Below are 13,821 nucleotides of genomic sequence, written 5' to 3' on the forward strand. Positions count from 1 at the left end.
TCTTACCCCTTGAAATATTCGTGGACGTGTAATGTGTGTATGATTGGCTCCACGTCAAATGTAACCGTTTCCCCGGAATAGGTTGTATTTCCCGCCTGTACGGAAAGGGTTCCTTTCACGCCGTCCGTCTCCACAGTGTTTGTCCCCTGTTTGGTCTCAAATATCCCGGGGGCTTCTATCGACGTTCTCGTCGGCTCCGCAAGCCCGTATTGCACCTTAACGGGCGTTCCCGCCGCCTTCTGCGCGGCAAGCCACGCCTTGATAAGCGCTGCTTTCTCCGCGTCCGAAAAGGATTCGTCCCACTCATCCAGTGCCGCCTTCGCGATAGACAGATAGACCGCACTGGAGGAATTCGCCCCGCGCATAAAATTAGACTGCGGGTTCGTAACGCCCATCTCTTTTATCTGAAAATGGCTCGACATCAGATTCATCATTCCGGCCTTTTTTTCCGGGATAACAATATATGCCGCGATATAGTCCGTTGAGGAAGCTCCCGCGACTGCCCAATTCTCTGTGCCGTTAAATTCCACGAACTCTACGTTCCGCACGGTCCCGCCCGCGTCCGCGTCCACATGATCCTGCGCGGTAATATTCCCGTCCGCATCCCGCAGGGCGCGTAACGGTTGGTCTATTGGGATGCTCACTGCCTTAGAACCGTTGACCGTAATGTCTATTGCGCCGCCGTCTCCCACGCTCTCGATCTCACTCGGATGCTCTGGGGATGGCATATTTTCCCCGGCTTCCTGCACAGAGTTCCCACCGATCCGCGTAACCTTGCCATAGGCCGGAGCCGTGTCTGCCGCCAGTGTCGCCCGCACTTCTTTTCCGACTGGAAGCGTAAAGAAATTAGCCACATTCTCGTTGAGAGATTCCACAAGGTCAGTGCGTGTGTTCCCGCTCACTTTCCACACCCCGTCTGCGTTTGGCCGGGAGGAATAATATATGCGGTCCCCCGCCTCCACCGACACGCCGGACAGGTCAAGCGCCCCAATCAGCTCCCCCGTTGCGTTGTCCTCTGCCTTGAAGTAGATATTTGAACACGGCCCATTGACCGTCAGCTCCATCGCGGCTGGAAAATGCCCCTGCGGGGTAAATACCTGCGCGTCGCCCGCTCCGCTGTCCGAGAACTTAAACGGGAATTTGAACGTGAACCGCATTGGGTTTACCGTGGAATCCGTTTGGAACAGAAACGTAAGCGGGTTCTTTTTGTGATACGGGCTGGTGCCATGAAAAACGACCGGACATTCCAGCGTACCGTACAATGTTTTTTCCGTGCGCTCCAGCCCGTCCAGGCTCACATCCATGTACAGTTCCCGCCCCGGGTAGGGAACATATTTTAGCTGCATGTCTTGCGCTCCCTGTACCCAATCCACAAACTCGTGATAGGTTTGGTACGGCTCTTGTGTTTTGGACCAGAACACAAGCGTGCCGCCTATTTCCGGCTGCTCAAAATCTTTTGAGGATTCAATGAAAAATCCGTATTCCACCTGCGCATATTCCCGGTTTTCCGCAAATCCGAGGCCGGAGGGTTCCCACATAAACTCAATATCTGATTGCAGGGACCGCTCCCGGCCTGTTCCGTCTACAAGATAGAGTTTTCTCAATTCATTAGCCTCCCTACTTTTTTCCGTACCGTATAGACCATTTGGTCCGTCATGCGCCTAATTTCCGCATCTGTCATTTTGCCTTTTACTGTGACTGGCATAGAGATATTTACCTGCATATCTCCCGTTCCGGAATTTCCTAAATTCATGTTAGGCAACGGTTGAGTGACAATCGGATCAACACCTATAAAGGCGTTATTTACCGCTTTGCTGATGAAGGATTCCAGATCATCCGCTGCACCGACGAACTCCGGGCGTTTTTCCGCTATCTGGATAAGTTGTGGCCTGTTGAAATATCCGCCAACATCGTAGGCCCGTATCTTTGCGCCACTCGCTGTTGTTGCCGCCTCAATGGTGACAGACAAGCGGCTTTTTAGGCTATCCATGATTCGATCAGCTTCGCTATAGAGATTCCCGGACACGGTGCGCATTCCGCGTGCCATATCATTGATGATCCCCATGCCCAAATAATAAAAGTTCCCGCCGTCGATGATGCCGCGCATGGATTGGATCGTGTCATCCATTTGATTGACCGTTTCGGCTTGCAGCGCGGTATTATCTGCTACACCTTTGCCGGATGCTGTCTGTGTGTCGGAGCCAAAGGCGTATGAGGCCGCTTCGGCGGGAGACTTTCCGGCGTTTAGCGCCGCAAGATAAGCGTTTACAAACCGTTCCGCAACCTCGCTTCCGCCGCCCTCCATTTCATCTGCAAGCTGCGAGATTAATTTCGCTTGATCCGTCCCAGCTTCTTCCAGATAGGTATATAGGGACTCCGGTATTTTTCCATACAGAGAATCGAGATTCGCAACCATATTCTGCGTAACTTGTGTGTTGTATTCGAGGTTTTCCGCAGCTTTCTTCAGCGATACTTGGTTTGACAGGTCGATCTTGTCGTTCATGTTTGTCGCCGCATCTACACGTTTCTGGTAAAGCTCCGCTTCGCGCCTCACTTCTTCTTCAAGTACCTCCGCGCGTTCCGCGTTATTGGCCTTCCAAAGCTCGAGGTTTGCCGCGTCTTCTTTGTTGAGCTTCTCTCCGTTTTCTTGGCGCTGCATAAACAGACGAGCCTCGTCTTCTGTTATCTGTTTGGTTGCTGCCGACAGTGTCTCAATAGCTTCTGTCTCCCCCTGTGTTGATATGATTAAGGAATCGATATCTATTCCAAGGTCTTGGGCGGCAGCTTTAAATGTTTCCATTTCGTCATCTGCTTTGGCTAACGCATCCCCAGAATCTCTAAGTGTCCTTGCGTAGGATGCTGTGTCATTATCCGCGGTAGAAATAATAGTATTTAATCTTCCTTGCTCTCCATGAAGCTTTCCTGATAGTTCAATGTTTTTTTGCAAATCTGGATGTAGCTTTGCTACCCCTTCTTGTACTTTCCTCGCCGCAATCGCATTGTCTAGCTGCAGATTATTTGTATCAGTTAATAGCTGGTTGTATCGTTCTAAAAATGCTTGCGTTTTCGCCTGTTTCGTGTATGCTTCAATTGCATCATAAATACTTCCAACATTTTCGTTAATTGCTCCTGTTTGGTCATTGATCGTAACAACTGTTTCCCCCAATACAGAGTTTAGCTCATTTGCTTTTTGCTTTAGCAACTCTTTTTGTGCAATAGAAGCACCGTCAGCCTCGTTCATGGTAATAATATCGTTGTTGAGGCTTTCGATCTCTCCCGCAAGCGTGTTTGCCATAGCAGCCTGCGCATCGATTTTTGCCGTTGAATTTTCGAATTCTGCAGCACTTTTGTTTAGGGATTCTATCAATTCTTCCGTATTATCTTTAAGGGCTTGCGCCTCCTCTGATGGTTTGGAAAGTTCGGAAAAAACGCCAATAAGCGTTGTTACTGCCACCCCACAAGACCGATTATTCCCAACGCAGAGTTGAGCGTTGCGCCAAACGATTTTACGCCTGGTTCTGCTGCTTTTGCCCCTGCTCCTATCGCTGGTATTGCAGTGCCGGTGTTTTGCGCGGCGGTCTGCGTATGAGTAAGGCTATTCCCAAATTCGTCCACAAAGCTACTAGTCTTCGTCAGTGTCTTTGGAAGCTCCTCAATAGGTTTTTTAAATTTCTGTACAGCGGAATAAAGCTTCTGAACCGTTGTTATCGCGCCGGAACCGATTTTCATGACCGGGCCCGCTGCGATTGCAATTCCGCCCAAGGTAATGATGAGCTTTTGCGTCCCCTTGTCCAGACTATTAAATCCTTTCAACATCCCGTTTACGGTCTTCAATATCCCTGTCGCCGCCGGGAGCAAATTTTGTCCCAGCATGGCAGCGGCTTCCTTGAACTGCTCCTTTGCCATCCTCGTTTGGTTGGCAACGCTGTCAGACGTTCGCGCAAAATCCCCCTGCGCATTTGTTGTATTGGCGAGTACATAGTTATACCGAAGCTGCACCTGTTCTGCCTGCGTCATACTCTGGATATTCTTTGTGATTCCCTGTTGCATGGCAAACTGCTGTAGGTTTGTTTGCGTCATGACAATGCCGTATTGCTTAAGGGTTTCTGTCTCACCCGTAAACACGCTGTTAAGGGCAATGCGCGCCGTTTCCTGCGAAGTATTGTTAAATGATGCGAGATCAGCGGATAACTGCGTCAGGCTCATTGCCATTTCGAGACCTGTATCGGAAGCAATCCCCATTCCATCAGCCATATTGCCATAGGTAGAAGCCGCAGACATGGCCGTCTCTTTTGCAAGGCCCATTTGCTCAACAGCCGTCCCCGCCCATTCTTTCACAGAATCTGCGCTCTTTCCAAATACAACATCCACCTTCTGCGACGTTTCTTCCAGGTCAGATGCGTATTTAATCGCCGCAAGGCCTCCGGCAACAAGCGGCGCAGTGACCCCAAGCGTAAGCTTGTTTCCAATGGAATTCATTTTTTGCGCTGCCGTCGTCCAGCTATTTTGCATTTTATTTTGGGAATTTTCGCTTGCCTTTTCCGCTTTCTGTAATCCGCTTTGCAGCCCGTCCATATTTGCAGTTATTTCAACAAGCAGGCGCCCAACGATTCCGTTTTGCATATTTCCTCCACGTAAAAAAGACACCCCTTCGAGTGCCTTAAATTGCTGTTTACTTTTGATTTCCGCGTGGTATAATATAAGCAGGGAAAGCGCTAAACGGCGTTGCCCCCTTAAGTGTTTACAACTTCAAGAGGTTGCCTAATTCGCGGTTAGGCAGCCTCAGTGTCTTTTTATCGTAACTACTATCCCGTAAGTAAATACGAGGGCAATCACTACTAAAAGCAATTCAGCCATAGGCATTACCCCCTTTCGCTTGATCGGGGGATTTTGCCGCCTAACATTCTTTCCCTGCTATGCTATTATATCACTCATTTTTCCAAAATAAAACCGCCCATTGCTGATCGGCCTTACTCATAATCCTAACAGTTGTTTCTTCTTTGCCTCAAATTCTTCCTGCGTTATAATTCCATCATCTGCTAATTCTTTAAACTTTCGTATCTCATCGGCAGAAGATAGGCTGTCTGGCGATGAGGCAATCGCAGACTTAAGTTGCGCATATATTTTTTCAGCCGTCAAAATAACAACTTGATACATATCGCTTTTTATTCGTACAGGGTCATCAATGAGGTCAATCCTCATGTGGGCATCTCTTGTACTTTTTAATACGATATCAAGATGCAAATCATTTACTTTTCCACCTTTCCCTAGCCCGGTTGCCAATGCGCCGGGTGCCCCAAGCAGAGCGTTTCCGACCATCATATCATGCAACCCCTGAACTTGGGCATTATTTTCACTTATGGAAACATCTACAACATCATCTAACTTTTCCACGCGAAATATTGGGTTACTCATAATTGGAGTACAATAAAATCGGCGGTCTTTACTAATCAAAAAACATCGTGTAAAAGATTTTTCATCGGTAAATTCCAATCCAAAATCTTCTACAAAATTGACTTTTTTTAAAAAATCATTTTCTGCCTTTTGCATATCTGCCACAGTTTTGATTCTATTACTTTCCATAACGTATTCCTCCCTTTCCCATATAATACCACATACGGCGAAAGGGGGACAACTATCACAATTCATCAATAAATGTAAATTCTGGCTGGTCCGCCGCGTGGCTTGCGCGTAATAGCCATTCCAAATCTTGTGACAGGAAGTCATCTATCCGCATGCCGTGATGCATCATCATGTCATGCGCCAATTTTAAAAAGCCTATTCTTGCGTCGCCGGGGCTTCGTTTTCCGTCGCCACCGGAGTACCGAAAAAAGCGCTTGAAATACCACTCTCTATTTCCTTAAACGCCGCAGTCACTTCCTCGAGGTCTGCTTTTTCCAGTTTCTTCCTGTCAATTTTCATTACGTCGGACAAAAAATCATATCTCGCATCAAAAAACTGCTTTGTGAGGATTTTATCGCCTGCCGCCTCGATGTAATCCAATAGCCTAAGCCAATCTTCCCCCGTAAATCCTTTTTTTACATAGTCTTTGCCGTCAATAACAATTTTTATCTCTTTCATGTTCCCTCCGTATTCAATAGGGAGGGGGCAGCTTGCGCCGCCCCAATCCTTATTCAGCCTCTTTTTTCTTGGATTCTTTCTTTTCTTCTTTTTGCAGCACAAACCCCAGCTTAATAAACTGATCCTTTTTGTCCGCGTCATCGGTCACGGCGGTATGGCCGCCTTTCTTCAACCTATAAATCACGCTCACGCACCTGCCTTCGCCGCGCTTACGTTCGAGACGCCCGCTTTTGTGCCCCCGGTTACATACAGGCGCACAAGGTAGTCCTTGCCCGCTTGCAAGCCCGTGAGCGTTGCCGCGCTGTCCGAAGCAGTCTTGTTGTCTACCGTGATCCAATCGCTGCCCTGCGATACCTGAATGGCCACATTGGACGCGCCCGTTGCAGCCGTCCACGCAAGCGTGATTTCGCCCGCCGCCGATCCGGCAGATGCCACAAGGTCAGATACCGGCGTTACCGTGTTGTTATATCCCGCAACCGTGAAGTTGGGTGAAGAAAACCATCCGTTAACCGGATCGGAAAGCTGCGCCAATGTTAATGTATGCAAGGGATCGTCGCTGTCGAGAATATGCCGCCGTTCCCCGTCAGAGATACGTTTAAGCGCAGTATGCATGATCGTTTTTCCCTGATATGTAACGCCGCTTCCGCCTTTGGTGTTATAGTCCTCTTGCTGTTTTGAGAATTTTCCTTTTAATACCCAGATAAAGCGGTATTCCCCGTTGGACTTTTGCGATCTGAACCCAATAGCGACCTCCGGCGCGTTATCGGCCTCCCCTTCGATCACCATTCCGTTCGCATCCCTTTGCAGCCCCAATAAGTCGGCATATATGGCGGGCAACAGATCGGCCACTGTAATTGTGGTCTGTACCTCTCCGTCTGCCGCATAGCTTTCATATGTCCCGTCGTCTGCGTCGTACGATCCATTCTGCGTGTTGGGGTTATACCCAACCGTATTCACGCCCTGCATCCACACGGGCGCAGAATAAACAGTACCTTCCGGTGTATCGGAAAGCACCTTTGCATAATACAACTGGTCTACGCCAATTCTCGGTCTTGGTTTACTCACTTATTCTTCCTCCTTTGTGATGTAATAACTTCTTTTCAATAAGAGATTCCCGTTTTCGTCGCGATCCTGAATGATCCCGCTCATGGCGGGCTGGGCACGGAAATATTGGACGTCGTTTATAACAACGCCCTCCGGGAGTTCTCCATCTTCAAATCCAATTGCTTTGAGCGCATTGTGCGCCTCTTTTAGTTTTGCGTACCCATCAGGATAACGCTTTGTCCGCACGCATATTTGCAGGCCCGGTACTTCCGTACCTGCGATCTGATTCCCCGGCTGTCCCTGGTACTCGTAAAGCGCCATGCACTCAACAGGCGAATCAGGAAGCAGCGACAGGAATATATATTTCCCAACCGCTCCAATCCCGCGCTCCTGTAAATACCTTCCCATATCCTGAATCATCATCTGATTGCATCGCCTGCCTTTTTCCTGATATGTTCGACATACCTTTCGGCATTTTCATTGAACGGATCTTCTAGATATTTTGCTTTGCCGCCTTTTGGATGGTTGTAGCCTAGTTCTTCGTGCTGCTTCATCGCATACGGAAGATCATAGCCCACGGTCACATCAAGCAGCTCCTCCGTCACCGCACAATCGGCGCGGAGATCGCCAGTATCTACCGGGGCCTCCTGTACGGATTTGCTTTGCAGGTCAACACCGCAGTCCACAAGCCCGTCCTGCACTGAATTTGTAATAGCATCAAGCGCCTGATCGCCGTACCAATTCAAACTCATAGATACGCCTCCCATCCGCATATTGTGCCGTCGCGTTCTATCCACTCGCCAGCGCTAATCACTTCCGACCCATCGATCTTGTCGTTCGGTCTCACTTCGACCGTGCTGTAAACCGTGGTATTGGAAACGACCGTGTTTCCTTCCGCGTCGCGTATCATCTTACGATTCGCCTCTTTTCTGGCTTTAATTTCTACCGCTGGCTCGTATCCTGACGCGCCCCACTCGTCCGGCCCGGCCGCGCGCTCCAGCGTCACAGTCTGATTGCAATATTGCCCCAATCTGTTACCGTACCTCATAACCGCCTCCCGTGTATGGCCGGATCAATTCCTGCGCCCTCACGCTTGCAAGAGCAGATTGCAATGATCCAACCGAAGCCTTATCGAAGCTCTCGGACAAATGTCCGATGGAATACGACTGAACCGGGCCATTTCGTATTTCCCGGTTTTCCGTTGCCTCTGATGGGCTTATGATCTCTAAGGCTTCCTCGATCTGCGCTGCTTTTATGGCCTGCGGCACCTCTCTTAATTCTGGGTACCGGTCAACCTCCGGCGCATACAGAACGCCATCGATCATGGCGTAATTCTCCCCAAAGTAACGCGGAAACGCCAAAGGCTGTGGAAAAGCAAATTTTACGCCCCGGAACGTCAACGAATCCAGCGCGGCACAGGCGCGGCGGAGGGCGATTTCCTTATCGTCCCCGCGTTTTCCCACGCCATGCGCTGTTCATCCGTGGATAGGTAATGCATTGCGATATATGCGCCCGCTTCTTCTGTGGTCACATATGTGTCAATGCCCGTTGTAAGGCCCATGCCAGACCACCCGCCTTATGCTTTTGACGCGACTGTTGCCTCGCCGTACTTCTTGCATTTGTTACTTCCGTCTACTTCGGCAATCCCGATCTTATTACCAGTGGTTGCCGTGATGTCCGATGTTCCGTCCCAGACTGTCCAGCCGGATGTAAGGCTCTGGTCGTAGGTCGGGGCTGTAATGGATGCACCCGTCTTATACTTATAGCTGTTTCCGCTGCTAATCGACGGCTGCACTGTTACTTTTGTATTCCCAGATGCAGTACCCTCTACCGATGTAACCGACAGGGTGCCGGGCGCAATGTCGCCATAATACTGGATCAGGTCAGGCATGACCTCTTTGGTGCCGTAATAATAGAACAATTCCAACGCATACGCATCAGCAAGGCCAATTTTTTCCGCCGCATACGGTTTCGGAAGAACCGGCTGCGCAATCGAGCCATAAACCATGACCACGAATTTCGCCCCTGCCGGAAGATACACGGAACTATCCACCCTTACTCCGTGGAATGCGTTGAACGATTCCGCCGCAGTGTCGATATTTGAGTTTTCCACCGAATCCAGATACTTTCGGATTTCACCATAGAATTCCGGGCTTGCTGTTACGTGGATCATATCACGCGGCACACCATCAACATAATTATTTTTTGTTGTTTCCACGCTCTGTATCGCTGCTTCAAGGATATCCTGTGCGGCGCTTTCGCTTGTAGAGAACTTTGTCCCCGTTTCAACCGCTTTGTCGAAAAATGCGCGTTCCAGCTCACGGGACATTGAAAGCGTATGGTTTTGAGTCCTTCTCACAATAAGGCCTTCCACTCCATAAAGCTTCGTGTCCTTTTCTTCAAGTTCTTCCACGATTTCGCGGTCAACGTCAATCTGTACCGTAACAGGCTTCGCCTTTACGAGATCGCCCTTTGCTGCCGCCCGCGCTGTGCCGTATTCTTTAGACTCCGAATTTGCAAACCGTTTTGCTTCCACGCTACCCGTTGTCGGATCGCCACTTAGGTCTTTGTTTTTTAGCATCGACGATATCATCCTGTGCTGGATATTGTCGATTACAACGCCATAACGTTCCGCAAGGAAATCTTTTCCTTCCGGGTCAAGTAGCATGCTTAAACTTGTGATTCTTGCCATTTGTATTTATCCTCCTAAATCATTGTTGGCGGCGTTTTTTTATCTTCTTCGTTTTTCGCCGGATTTCCGCCGCTTCCCGGCAGTTCTACGCCCGCTACCCATGCGGGATTGTTTTTTGCTACCGTCTGGATAGCATCTTCAATAGATGTGTCATCATTTACACGCGCCATTGCGAGAATCACAGCGTCTTCCAGATGCTCAGTTTTGATGCCTGCGCTTATCGCAGCAATCATGGCGTTTGCCTTAGCCTCTTTTGCCGCTGCACCGCGTAAGGCTTCCTCCGCCTTGCGTTGCGCTTCGCTTACTTTGTCAGCTTCAGACTTTTGGGAATCCATAAACTTGATGAATTCATCCTTGTGCGCCTTATATAGCTCTATGTCCTCTTTCTCAAGACCTTTAAGTCTTTTCCTGACAATCCCATCCGCGATCTTTTGCGCTTCCGATTTCACATCCCCCGTTTTACGCTCGTCAGCGCCTTCTTGTCCGCTTTCGCTTTGCGCCTGTGGGTTTTCCCGTTCCGCGTCTCCCGCGCCGTCTTGTGCGCTTGCAACGCCCGTTCCTGCCCCGTCTGCGTCCATAAAAGGAAATAAATATTTCAGCATAATTGCCTCCCCGTTTTAGGGCCGTCGCCCGTTATCTCCCGGTTTTTCCCAACTCCGTAAAAGGGTATTAAAAAACCACCCTCGAAAGAGTGGTATTCATTCAATATTGCTTATCTTTCAAGCAGAAGCTTGGTTGCTATCTTTTTAAGTTCTTCATTGCTTTTTGATTCTAATGTCTTTTCACGCCACGGCATTATATGTTGTTTCGAAAAAGGCATTCTAAATCCCCAATCGAATTCACTTACCGCGAACGGCATTTCGGCCCCGTACCAGAAATCATCCGTTACCGGAAAAAAACCGAGTTTTAAAAGCAATTCTCTCCGTTCGTTCGACATCTATATTTCCTCCCAAACAAAAAGAACGCTATTTCAGCGTTCTGCTTAGTCGTTTATTATTTTTTCTATTTCGTCGCGCTTCACAGTTATGGTGTCCCAATCCTTTGGCGACGAGCCGACATCTACGTCAAAAACATCCTGATTCCCGTATATTTCAACAACCGCAGCCCGCCGACCATCTTTCAGCAGTACGGCATCATATTGTTTAATTTTTTCCATGTCTTTCAACCTCTTTTATATATGCGCTTGTCATCCATGTTTTATCTCCCTGAGTTTTCCAACCGACAATCACATTTGCAGGCTTACCCTTATTTCCATACAAGATAATCTTTTGCGTATACGCCGTTCCGTATTCGTCTAAATCGCGCAGCGTCGCCGGGTATTTCGTCGCCCTTGTCAATATCTCTTGTTGCAGGTCTTCCCAGCTATCTATATTATACCCTAAACGGCTTTGGAGCGCACGACCTTTTGCCAATCCGTCGGCATTTGTTCCCCCAAACAGGTATTGAGTGAATTTATCTTTTGCAGCCGTCGTTTTATCAGCATTCGGCAAGGCCAAATCAGGATGATCAATCAGTTTTTTCCTACGCCTATAGTCAAGCTGCGTATACTGCCACTTATCGTTTCCTGATTGCTTCATCCTGCGGAACCCTGAAAATGATTTTGGCGCGTCGTCTCCCAAAACCGCCTTATATCTTTGCCATTGTTTGCGATCAGTATACAGCTTGCGCTTTCTGTCCTGTCCGGTCCGATAGTTTGCTAGGCTCCTTTTTGCCTGTGCAGCCTGTTCCTTTGTCCATCCTTTCCCGCCGATGTCAAACGATCGGTTCGAGTAGTCGCGCATCTTCTGGATTTCTTCCGGCGGTTGCAGTTCTTCGATATATTGTGTCAATATGTGCCGGCAGTGCTGATGGAAATTCTGGTAAGCGCTCGACCACGGGGTATCGTAAAGCGCCGGATAATTCGGATCATTCCCGCTTACGCTGAATACCCGTCCCTGATATGGTTCGCATATTGGGCATGAACCAAAATGCGAGGACATTTTTACTAAATCGTTGCCAATCCGTACGCCTAAGTTAATGTTTGCTGTGTTTTGCGCCTCGTGTACCGTTGACCGGGCCACAAGCTCCGCGTAAGCGTCGAGGCTCATATAGCACTTCTTGCCACCGCGCATATACTCAAGCGCAGCAACGCCTTTTTCTTCAAGCATTTGCACAAGGTTGCGCTGCATCTGCCTTACAGTCTGCCCTGATGATACCTTTTCGAGAGAAGCCTTTATTCCGGCCTTTCGTATCTCATCATCCATCATGCGCCCTACATGGCCAACCGCGTTTGTAAGGTCGGCATTCAGATTCCTTTGCAGGATGGATACTGCGTCAAAATCTGCCGATGTCGCCTTTCCAATATTTGGCGGTGTTTTTCCCGCCGCCCTGTATTGTGCATTTACCCCACGCTGCGCCTGCTGAATGCCTTCGCTGTATATTTGTGGGATATGCCGGACGCTCCATGCTTCCGTTGCGGCGTACAACCCAGCAAGGATTGCGGATATCCGCGCCATCAGTTTGTGCTTGTACTCTCCTTGTGTTCCTTTAGCCTCTTTTCCAATTTCCTGCGTTATCTCATCCTGGGCCTGTTTGTACTGCTGTATTAATTCCTTCGCTCTGTCCATCGGTTATCTCCATTGGCCGGTACACTGTAGGATTCTGCGCCGCTTCTTCCGTTTCGATCCTGTCAATTTCCTCCTGTGCTGCCTCGTCGTCAAGATCGCCCCATTCCTTAACTGCCGTCGTTTGGCTCATGAACGGTTTGTTTCCTGTTGCCATCGCTAGGATTTCCGCATTCTCGCGCCTGTCGTCCGGCAAGCCGTCCTTCCAGGCAGCCGCTATGTCTTTTGTATCTATCTTCATATTGTTTGCCATCGCCACAAGCCGCACAACCCGTTTTAGCGTCTGCGTGTTGATCCCTGCGACCCTTCGGGCTTTAATCAACGGCGAAGTCATGCGCAGTCTTAACGCGGTTCCGCTATTGGCCTCGCCTTTCCCCGCTCCCTCTAAAAAGGCCGCGCCCATTTCCGACAGTGTATAAAGTTGATTCGTTAACCAATCAATCTCCCATTGCGTCGCCTGTAAATTCCCTTCCCACGTCATATACTCCGGCTTGGCGTCTGTTTCACGGTCTCTCGGGAAATAGTTTCCAGGCACAAATATTTGTTCCCCGGTTATGGGGTCCTCCCTCAACGCGGTGCGTGGGCCTATTACAGTCGGCACGCTATGCTTGTCTAGTATTAAATCCATGCAATACAACCGCCACATTAATTGCCGCAGGATATCCGCTATTACCCCGTAATCGTCAATACCGTATATGCTTTTAGATTGCCCAACGTTGGAAAACACTTTGACCGCGTAATCGTCCGCGCCCGTCGTTTTCATTTCGCTGCTTAACAGTTTTCCGAACTTCATCGGAACTTTATCCCCAGCCCCCTTTTGAGCTTCGTAGCGCCGTATTTCATACTTCCCAATGTCGTGTATCTCGGCATATATTCCCCCGTTTGCGTAAAAGGCAATCACATGCTGCGTGACGTGTTTTGTGTCATAAGCGTCTACAACCGGATACCAGTTTTCGGGCGGAACGATGGATATACGGTCGCCGAGGACTTTAACGGGCGAATTGCCGAACCTCGAAACGTCCATGATTGCTTCATACAGTGTGTTCGCAAATCCCATATTATCCAGAACATCATTCAGCTCATCCGATTTTTTCTTCCCAACTGTGATCGTCGGCATTTCACCGCAAACAAAATCCGCAGTTTTCTTAGTTAATAACTGCGGATAGTTGATTACCGTATTCACATCGACATTTCGCTTTTTCAAGTAGTCCGCTAATTTCTGGAAATCCGCCCCGAAAACATCTTTATGTTTCCCTTCAAACAGCTTTTCGTTTGCTTCGTACCGTTCAAGACGTTTCTTTTCACATTCCGGCGGAAAAGGTTTCCCGGTTCCGATCCAATCTAAATTTGTAAGCATTTTTACTCTTTCCCCGTCGCTTTCAACTTTTCGTTTAAGTATAG

General features: G+C 48.9%; 18 protein-coding genes. All 18 read right to left on the bottom strand.

Going from position 1 to position 13,821, the window contains the following annotated elements; all coding sequences use genetic code 11:
* Positions 1–2: 2 nt before the first annotated feature.
* The 18 genes from B1H56_RS09520 to B1H56_RS09590 all read right to left on the bottom strand — a co-directional run bounded on the left by B1H56_RS09520 (position 3) and on the right by B1H56_RS09590 (position 13,777).
* On the bottom strand, positions 3–1,604 hold the full coding sequence (locus B1H56_RS09520; protein WP_066523568.1) for a phage distal tail protein domain-containing protein: 1,602 nt from the start codon (positions 1,602–1,604) through the stop codon (positions 3–5).
* Positions 1,601–3,454 carry a hypothetical protein gene (locus B1H56_RS09525; RefSeq protein ID WP_121418996.1) on the bottom strand — a complete coding sequence of 618 codons (1,854 nt, stop codon included), beginning with the start codon at positions 3,452–3,454 and terminating at the stop codon, positions 1,601–1,603. The genes B1H56_RS09520 and B1H56_RS09525 overlap by 4 nt, the downstream gene beginning before the upstream one ends.
* A complete protein-coding gene (locus tag B1H56_RS09530; protein WP_121418997.1) occupies positions 3,445–4,623 on the bottom strand; it encodes a phage tail tape measure protein in 1,179 nt (392 codons plus the stop codon). Before B1H56_RS09530 ends, B1H56_RS09525 begins: the two co-directional genes overlap by 10 nt.
* A gap of 351 nt (positions 4,624–4,974) precedes the next feature.
* Positions 4,975–5,583, bottom strand: a complete 609-nt coding sequence (locus tag B1H56_RS09535; protein WP_066523572.1) for an SHOCT domain-containing protein — start codon at positions 5,581–5,583, stop codon at positions 4,975–4,977.
* Positions 5,584–5,778: 195 nt separating this feature from the next.
* The gene (locus B1H56_RS09540) at positions 5,779–6,081 is read right to left on the bottom strand and encodes a hypothetical protein (protein WP_066523576.1); all 303 of its coding nucleotides are present in this window, start codon (positions 6,079–6,081) and stop codon (positions 5,779–5,781) included.
* Between the two features lie 49 nt (positions 6,082–6,130).
* Positions 6,131–6,265, bottom strand: a complete 135-nt coding sequence (locus B1H56_RS14975; RefSeq protein WP_278287608.1) for a hypothetical protein — start codon at positions 6,263–6,265, stop codon at positions 6,131–6,133.
* A 2-nt stretch (positions 6,266–6,267) separates the two neighbouring features.
* On the bottom strand, positions 6,268–7,146 hold the full coding sequence (locus B1H56_RS09545; protein ID WP_066523578.1) for a major tail protein: 879 nt from the start codon (positions 7,144–7,146) through the stop codon (positions 6,268–6,270).
* The gene (locus tag B1H56_RS09550; RefSeq protein WP_066523579.1) at positions 7,147–7,548 is read right to left on the bottom strand and encodes a minor capsid protein; all 402 of its coding nucleotides are present in this window, start codon (positions 7,546–7,548) and stop codon (positions 7,147–7,149) included.
* Entirely contained in the window at positions 7,545–7,877 is a 333-nt protein-coding gene (locus B1H56_RS09555) for a hypothetical protein (protein ID WP_066523584.1), read from the bottom strand. Before B1H56_RS09555 ends, B1H56_RS09550 begins: the two co-directional genes overlap by 4 nt.
* On the bottom strand, positions 7,874–8,173 hold the full coding sequence (locus tag B1H56_RS09560; RefSeq protein ID WP_066523585.1) for a hypothetical protein: 300 nt from the start codon (positions 8,171–8,173) through the stop codon (positions 7,874–7,876). Before B1H56_RS09560 ends, B1H56_RS09555 begins: the two co-directional genes overlap by 4 nt.
* The gene (locus tag B1H56_RS09565) at positions 8,160–8,588 is read right to left on the bottom strand and encodes a DnaT-like ssDNA-binding protein (RefSeq protein ID WP_330547090.1); all 429 of its coding nucleotides are present in this window, start codon (positions 8,586–8,588) and stop codon (positions 8,160–8,162) included. The genes B1H56_RS09560 and B1H56_RS09565 overlap by 14 nt, the downstream gene beginning before the upstream one ends.
* On the bottom strand, positions 8,522–8,686 hold the full coding sequence (locus B1H56_RS14580; RefSeq protein ID WP_162938988.1) for a hypothetical protein: 165 nt from the start codon (positions 8,684–8,686) through the stop codon (positions 8,522–8,524). The genes B1H56_RS09565 and B1H56_RS14580 overlap by 67 nt, the downstream gene beginning before the upstream one ends.
* A 15-nt stretch (positions 8,687–8,701) precedes the next feature.
* Positions 8,702–9,817, bottom strand: a complete 1,116-nt coding sequence (locus tag B1H56_RS09570) for a hypothetical protein (protein ID WP_066523593.1) — start codon at positions 9,815–9,817, stop codon at positions 8,702–8,704.
* A 14-nt stretch (positions 9,818–9,831) separates the two neighbouring features.
* Positions 9,832–10,419 carry a hypothetical protein gene (locus tag B1H56_RS09575; RefSeq protein WP_066523596.1) on the bottom strand — a complete coding sequence of 196 codons (588 nt, stop codon included), beginning with the start codon at positions 10,417–10,419 and terminating at the stop codon, positions 9,832–9,834.
* Positions 10,420–10,529: 110 nt separating this feature from the next.
* Positions 10,530–10,754, bottom strand: a complete 225-nt coding sequence (locus B1H56_RS09580; protein WP_046442643.1) for a hypothetical protein — start codon at positions 10,752–10,754, stop codon at positions 10,530–10,532.
* 45 nt (positions 10,755–10,799) lie between these two features.
* The gene (locus tag B1H56_RS14585; protein WP_162938989.1) at positions 10,800–10,973 is read right to left on the bottom strand and encodes a hypothetical protein; all 174 of its coding nucleotides are present in this window, start codon (positions 10,971–10,973) and stop codon (positions 10,800–10,802) included.
* A complete protein-coding gene (locus B1H56_RS09585) occupies positions 10,960–12,423 on the bottom strand; it encodes a phage minor capsid protein (RefSeq protein WP_066523598.1) in 1,464 nt (487 codons plus the stop codon). The genes B1H56_RS14585 and B1H56_RS09585 overlap by 14 nt, the downstream gene beginning before the upstream one ends.
* Entirely contained in the window at positions 12,374–13,777 is a 1,404-nt protein-coding gene (locus tag B1H56_RS09590; protein WP_066523600.1) for a phage portal protein, read from the bottom strand. Before B1H56_RS09590 ends, B1H56_RS09585 begins: the two co-directional genes overlap by 50 nt.
* Between the last annotated feature and the right edge of the window lie 44 nt (positions 13,778–13,821).

It is taken from the genome of Christensenella minuta, from assembly GCF_003628755.1.
In the GTDB taxonomy this organism is placed as follows: Bacteria; Bacillota; Clostridia; order Christensenellales; family Christensenellaceae; genus Christensenella; species Christensenella minuta.

Coding starts and splice junctions, on each gene's coding strand:
- B1H56_RS09530 (WP_121418997.1), bottom strand. CDS start 4,623: ATGCAAAACGGAATCGTTGGGCGCCTGCTTGTTGAAATAACTGCAAAT.
- B1H56_RS09535 (WP_066523572.1), bottom strand. CDS start 5,583: ATGGAAAGTAATAGAATCAAAACTGTGGCAGATATGCAAAAGGCAGAA.
- B1H56_RS09540 (WP_066523576.1), bottom strand. CDS start 6,081: ATGAAAGAGATAAAAATTGTTATTGACGGCAAAGACTATGTAAAAAAA.
- B1H56_RS09550 (WP_066523579.1), bottom strand. CDS start 7,548: ATGATGATTCAGGATATGGGAAGGTATTTACAGGAGCGCGGGATTGGA.
- B1H56_RS09555 (WP_066523584.1), bottom strand. CDS start 7,877: ATGAGTTTGAATTGGTACGGCGATCAGGCGCTTGATGCTATTACAAAT.
- B1H56_RS09560 (WP_066523585.1), bottom strand. CDS start 8,173: ATGAGGTACGGTAACAGATTGGGGCAATATTGCAATCAGACTGTGACG.
- B1H56_RS14580 (WP_162938988.1), bottom strand. CDS start 8,686: ATGGGCCTTACAACGGGCATTGACACATATGTGACCACAGAAGAAGCG.
- B1H56_RS09570 (WP_066523593.1), bottom strand. CDS start 9,817: ATGGCAAGAATCACAAGTTTAAGCATGCTACTTGACCCGGAAGGAAAA.
- B1H56_RS09575 (WP_066523596.1), bottom strand. CDS start 10,419: ATGCTGAAATATTTATTTCCTTTTATGGACGCAGACGGGGCAGGAACG.
- B1H56_RS09580 (WP_046442643.1), bottom strand. CDS start 10,754: ATGTCGAACGAACGGAGAGAATTGCTTTTAAAACTCGGTTTTTTTCCG.
- B1H56_RS14585 (WP_162938989.1), bottom strand. CDS start 10,973: ATGGAAAAAATTAAACAATATGATGCCGTACTGCTGAAAGATGGTCGG.
- B1H56_RS09585 (WP_066523598.1), bottom strand. CDS start 12,423: ATGGACAGAGCGAAGGAATTAATACAGCAGTACAAACAGGCCCAGGAT.
- B1H56_RS09590 (WP_066523600.1), bottom strand. CDS start 13,777: ATGCTTACAAATTTAGATTGGATCGGAACCGGGAAACCTTTTCCGCCG.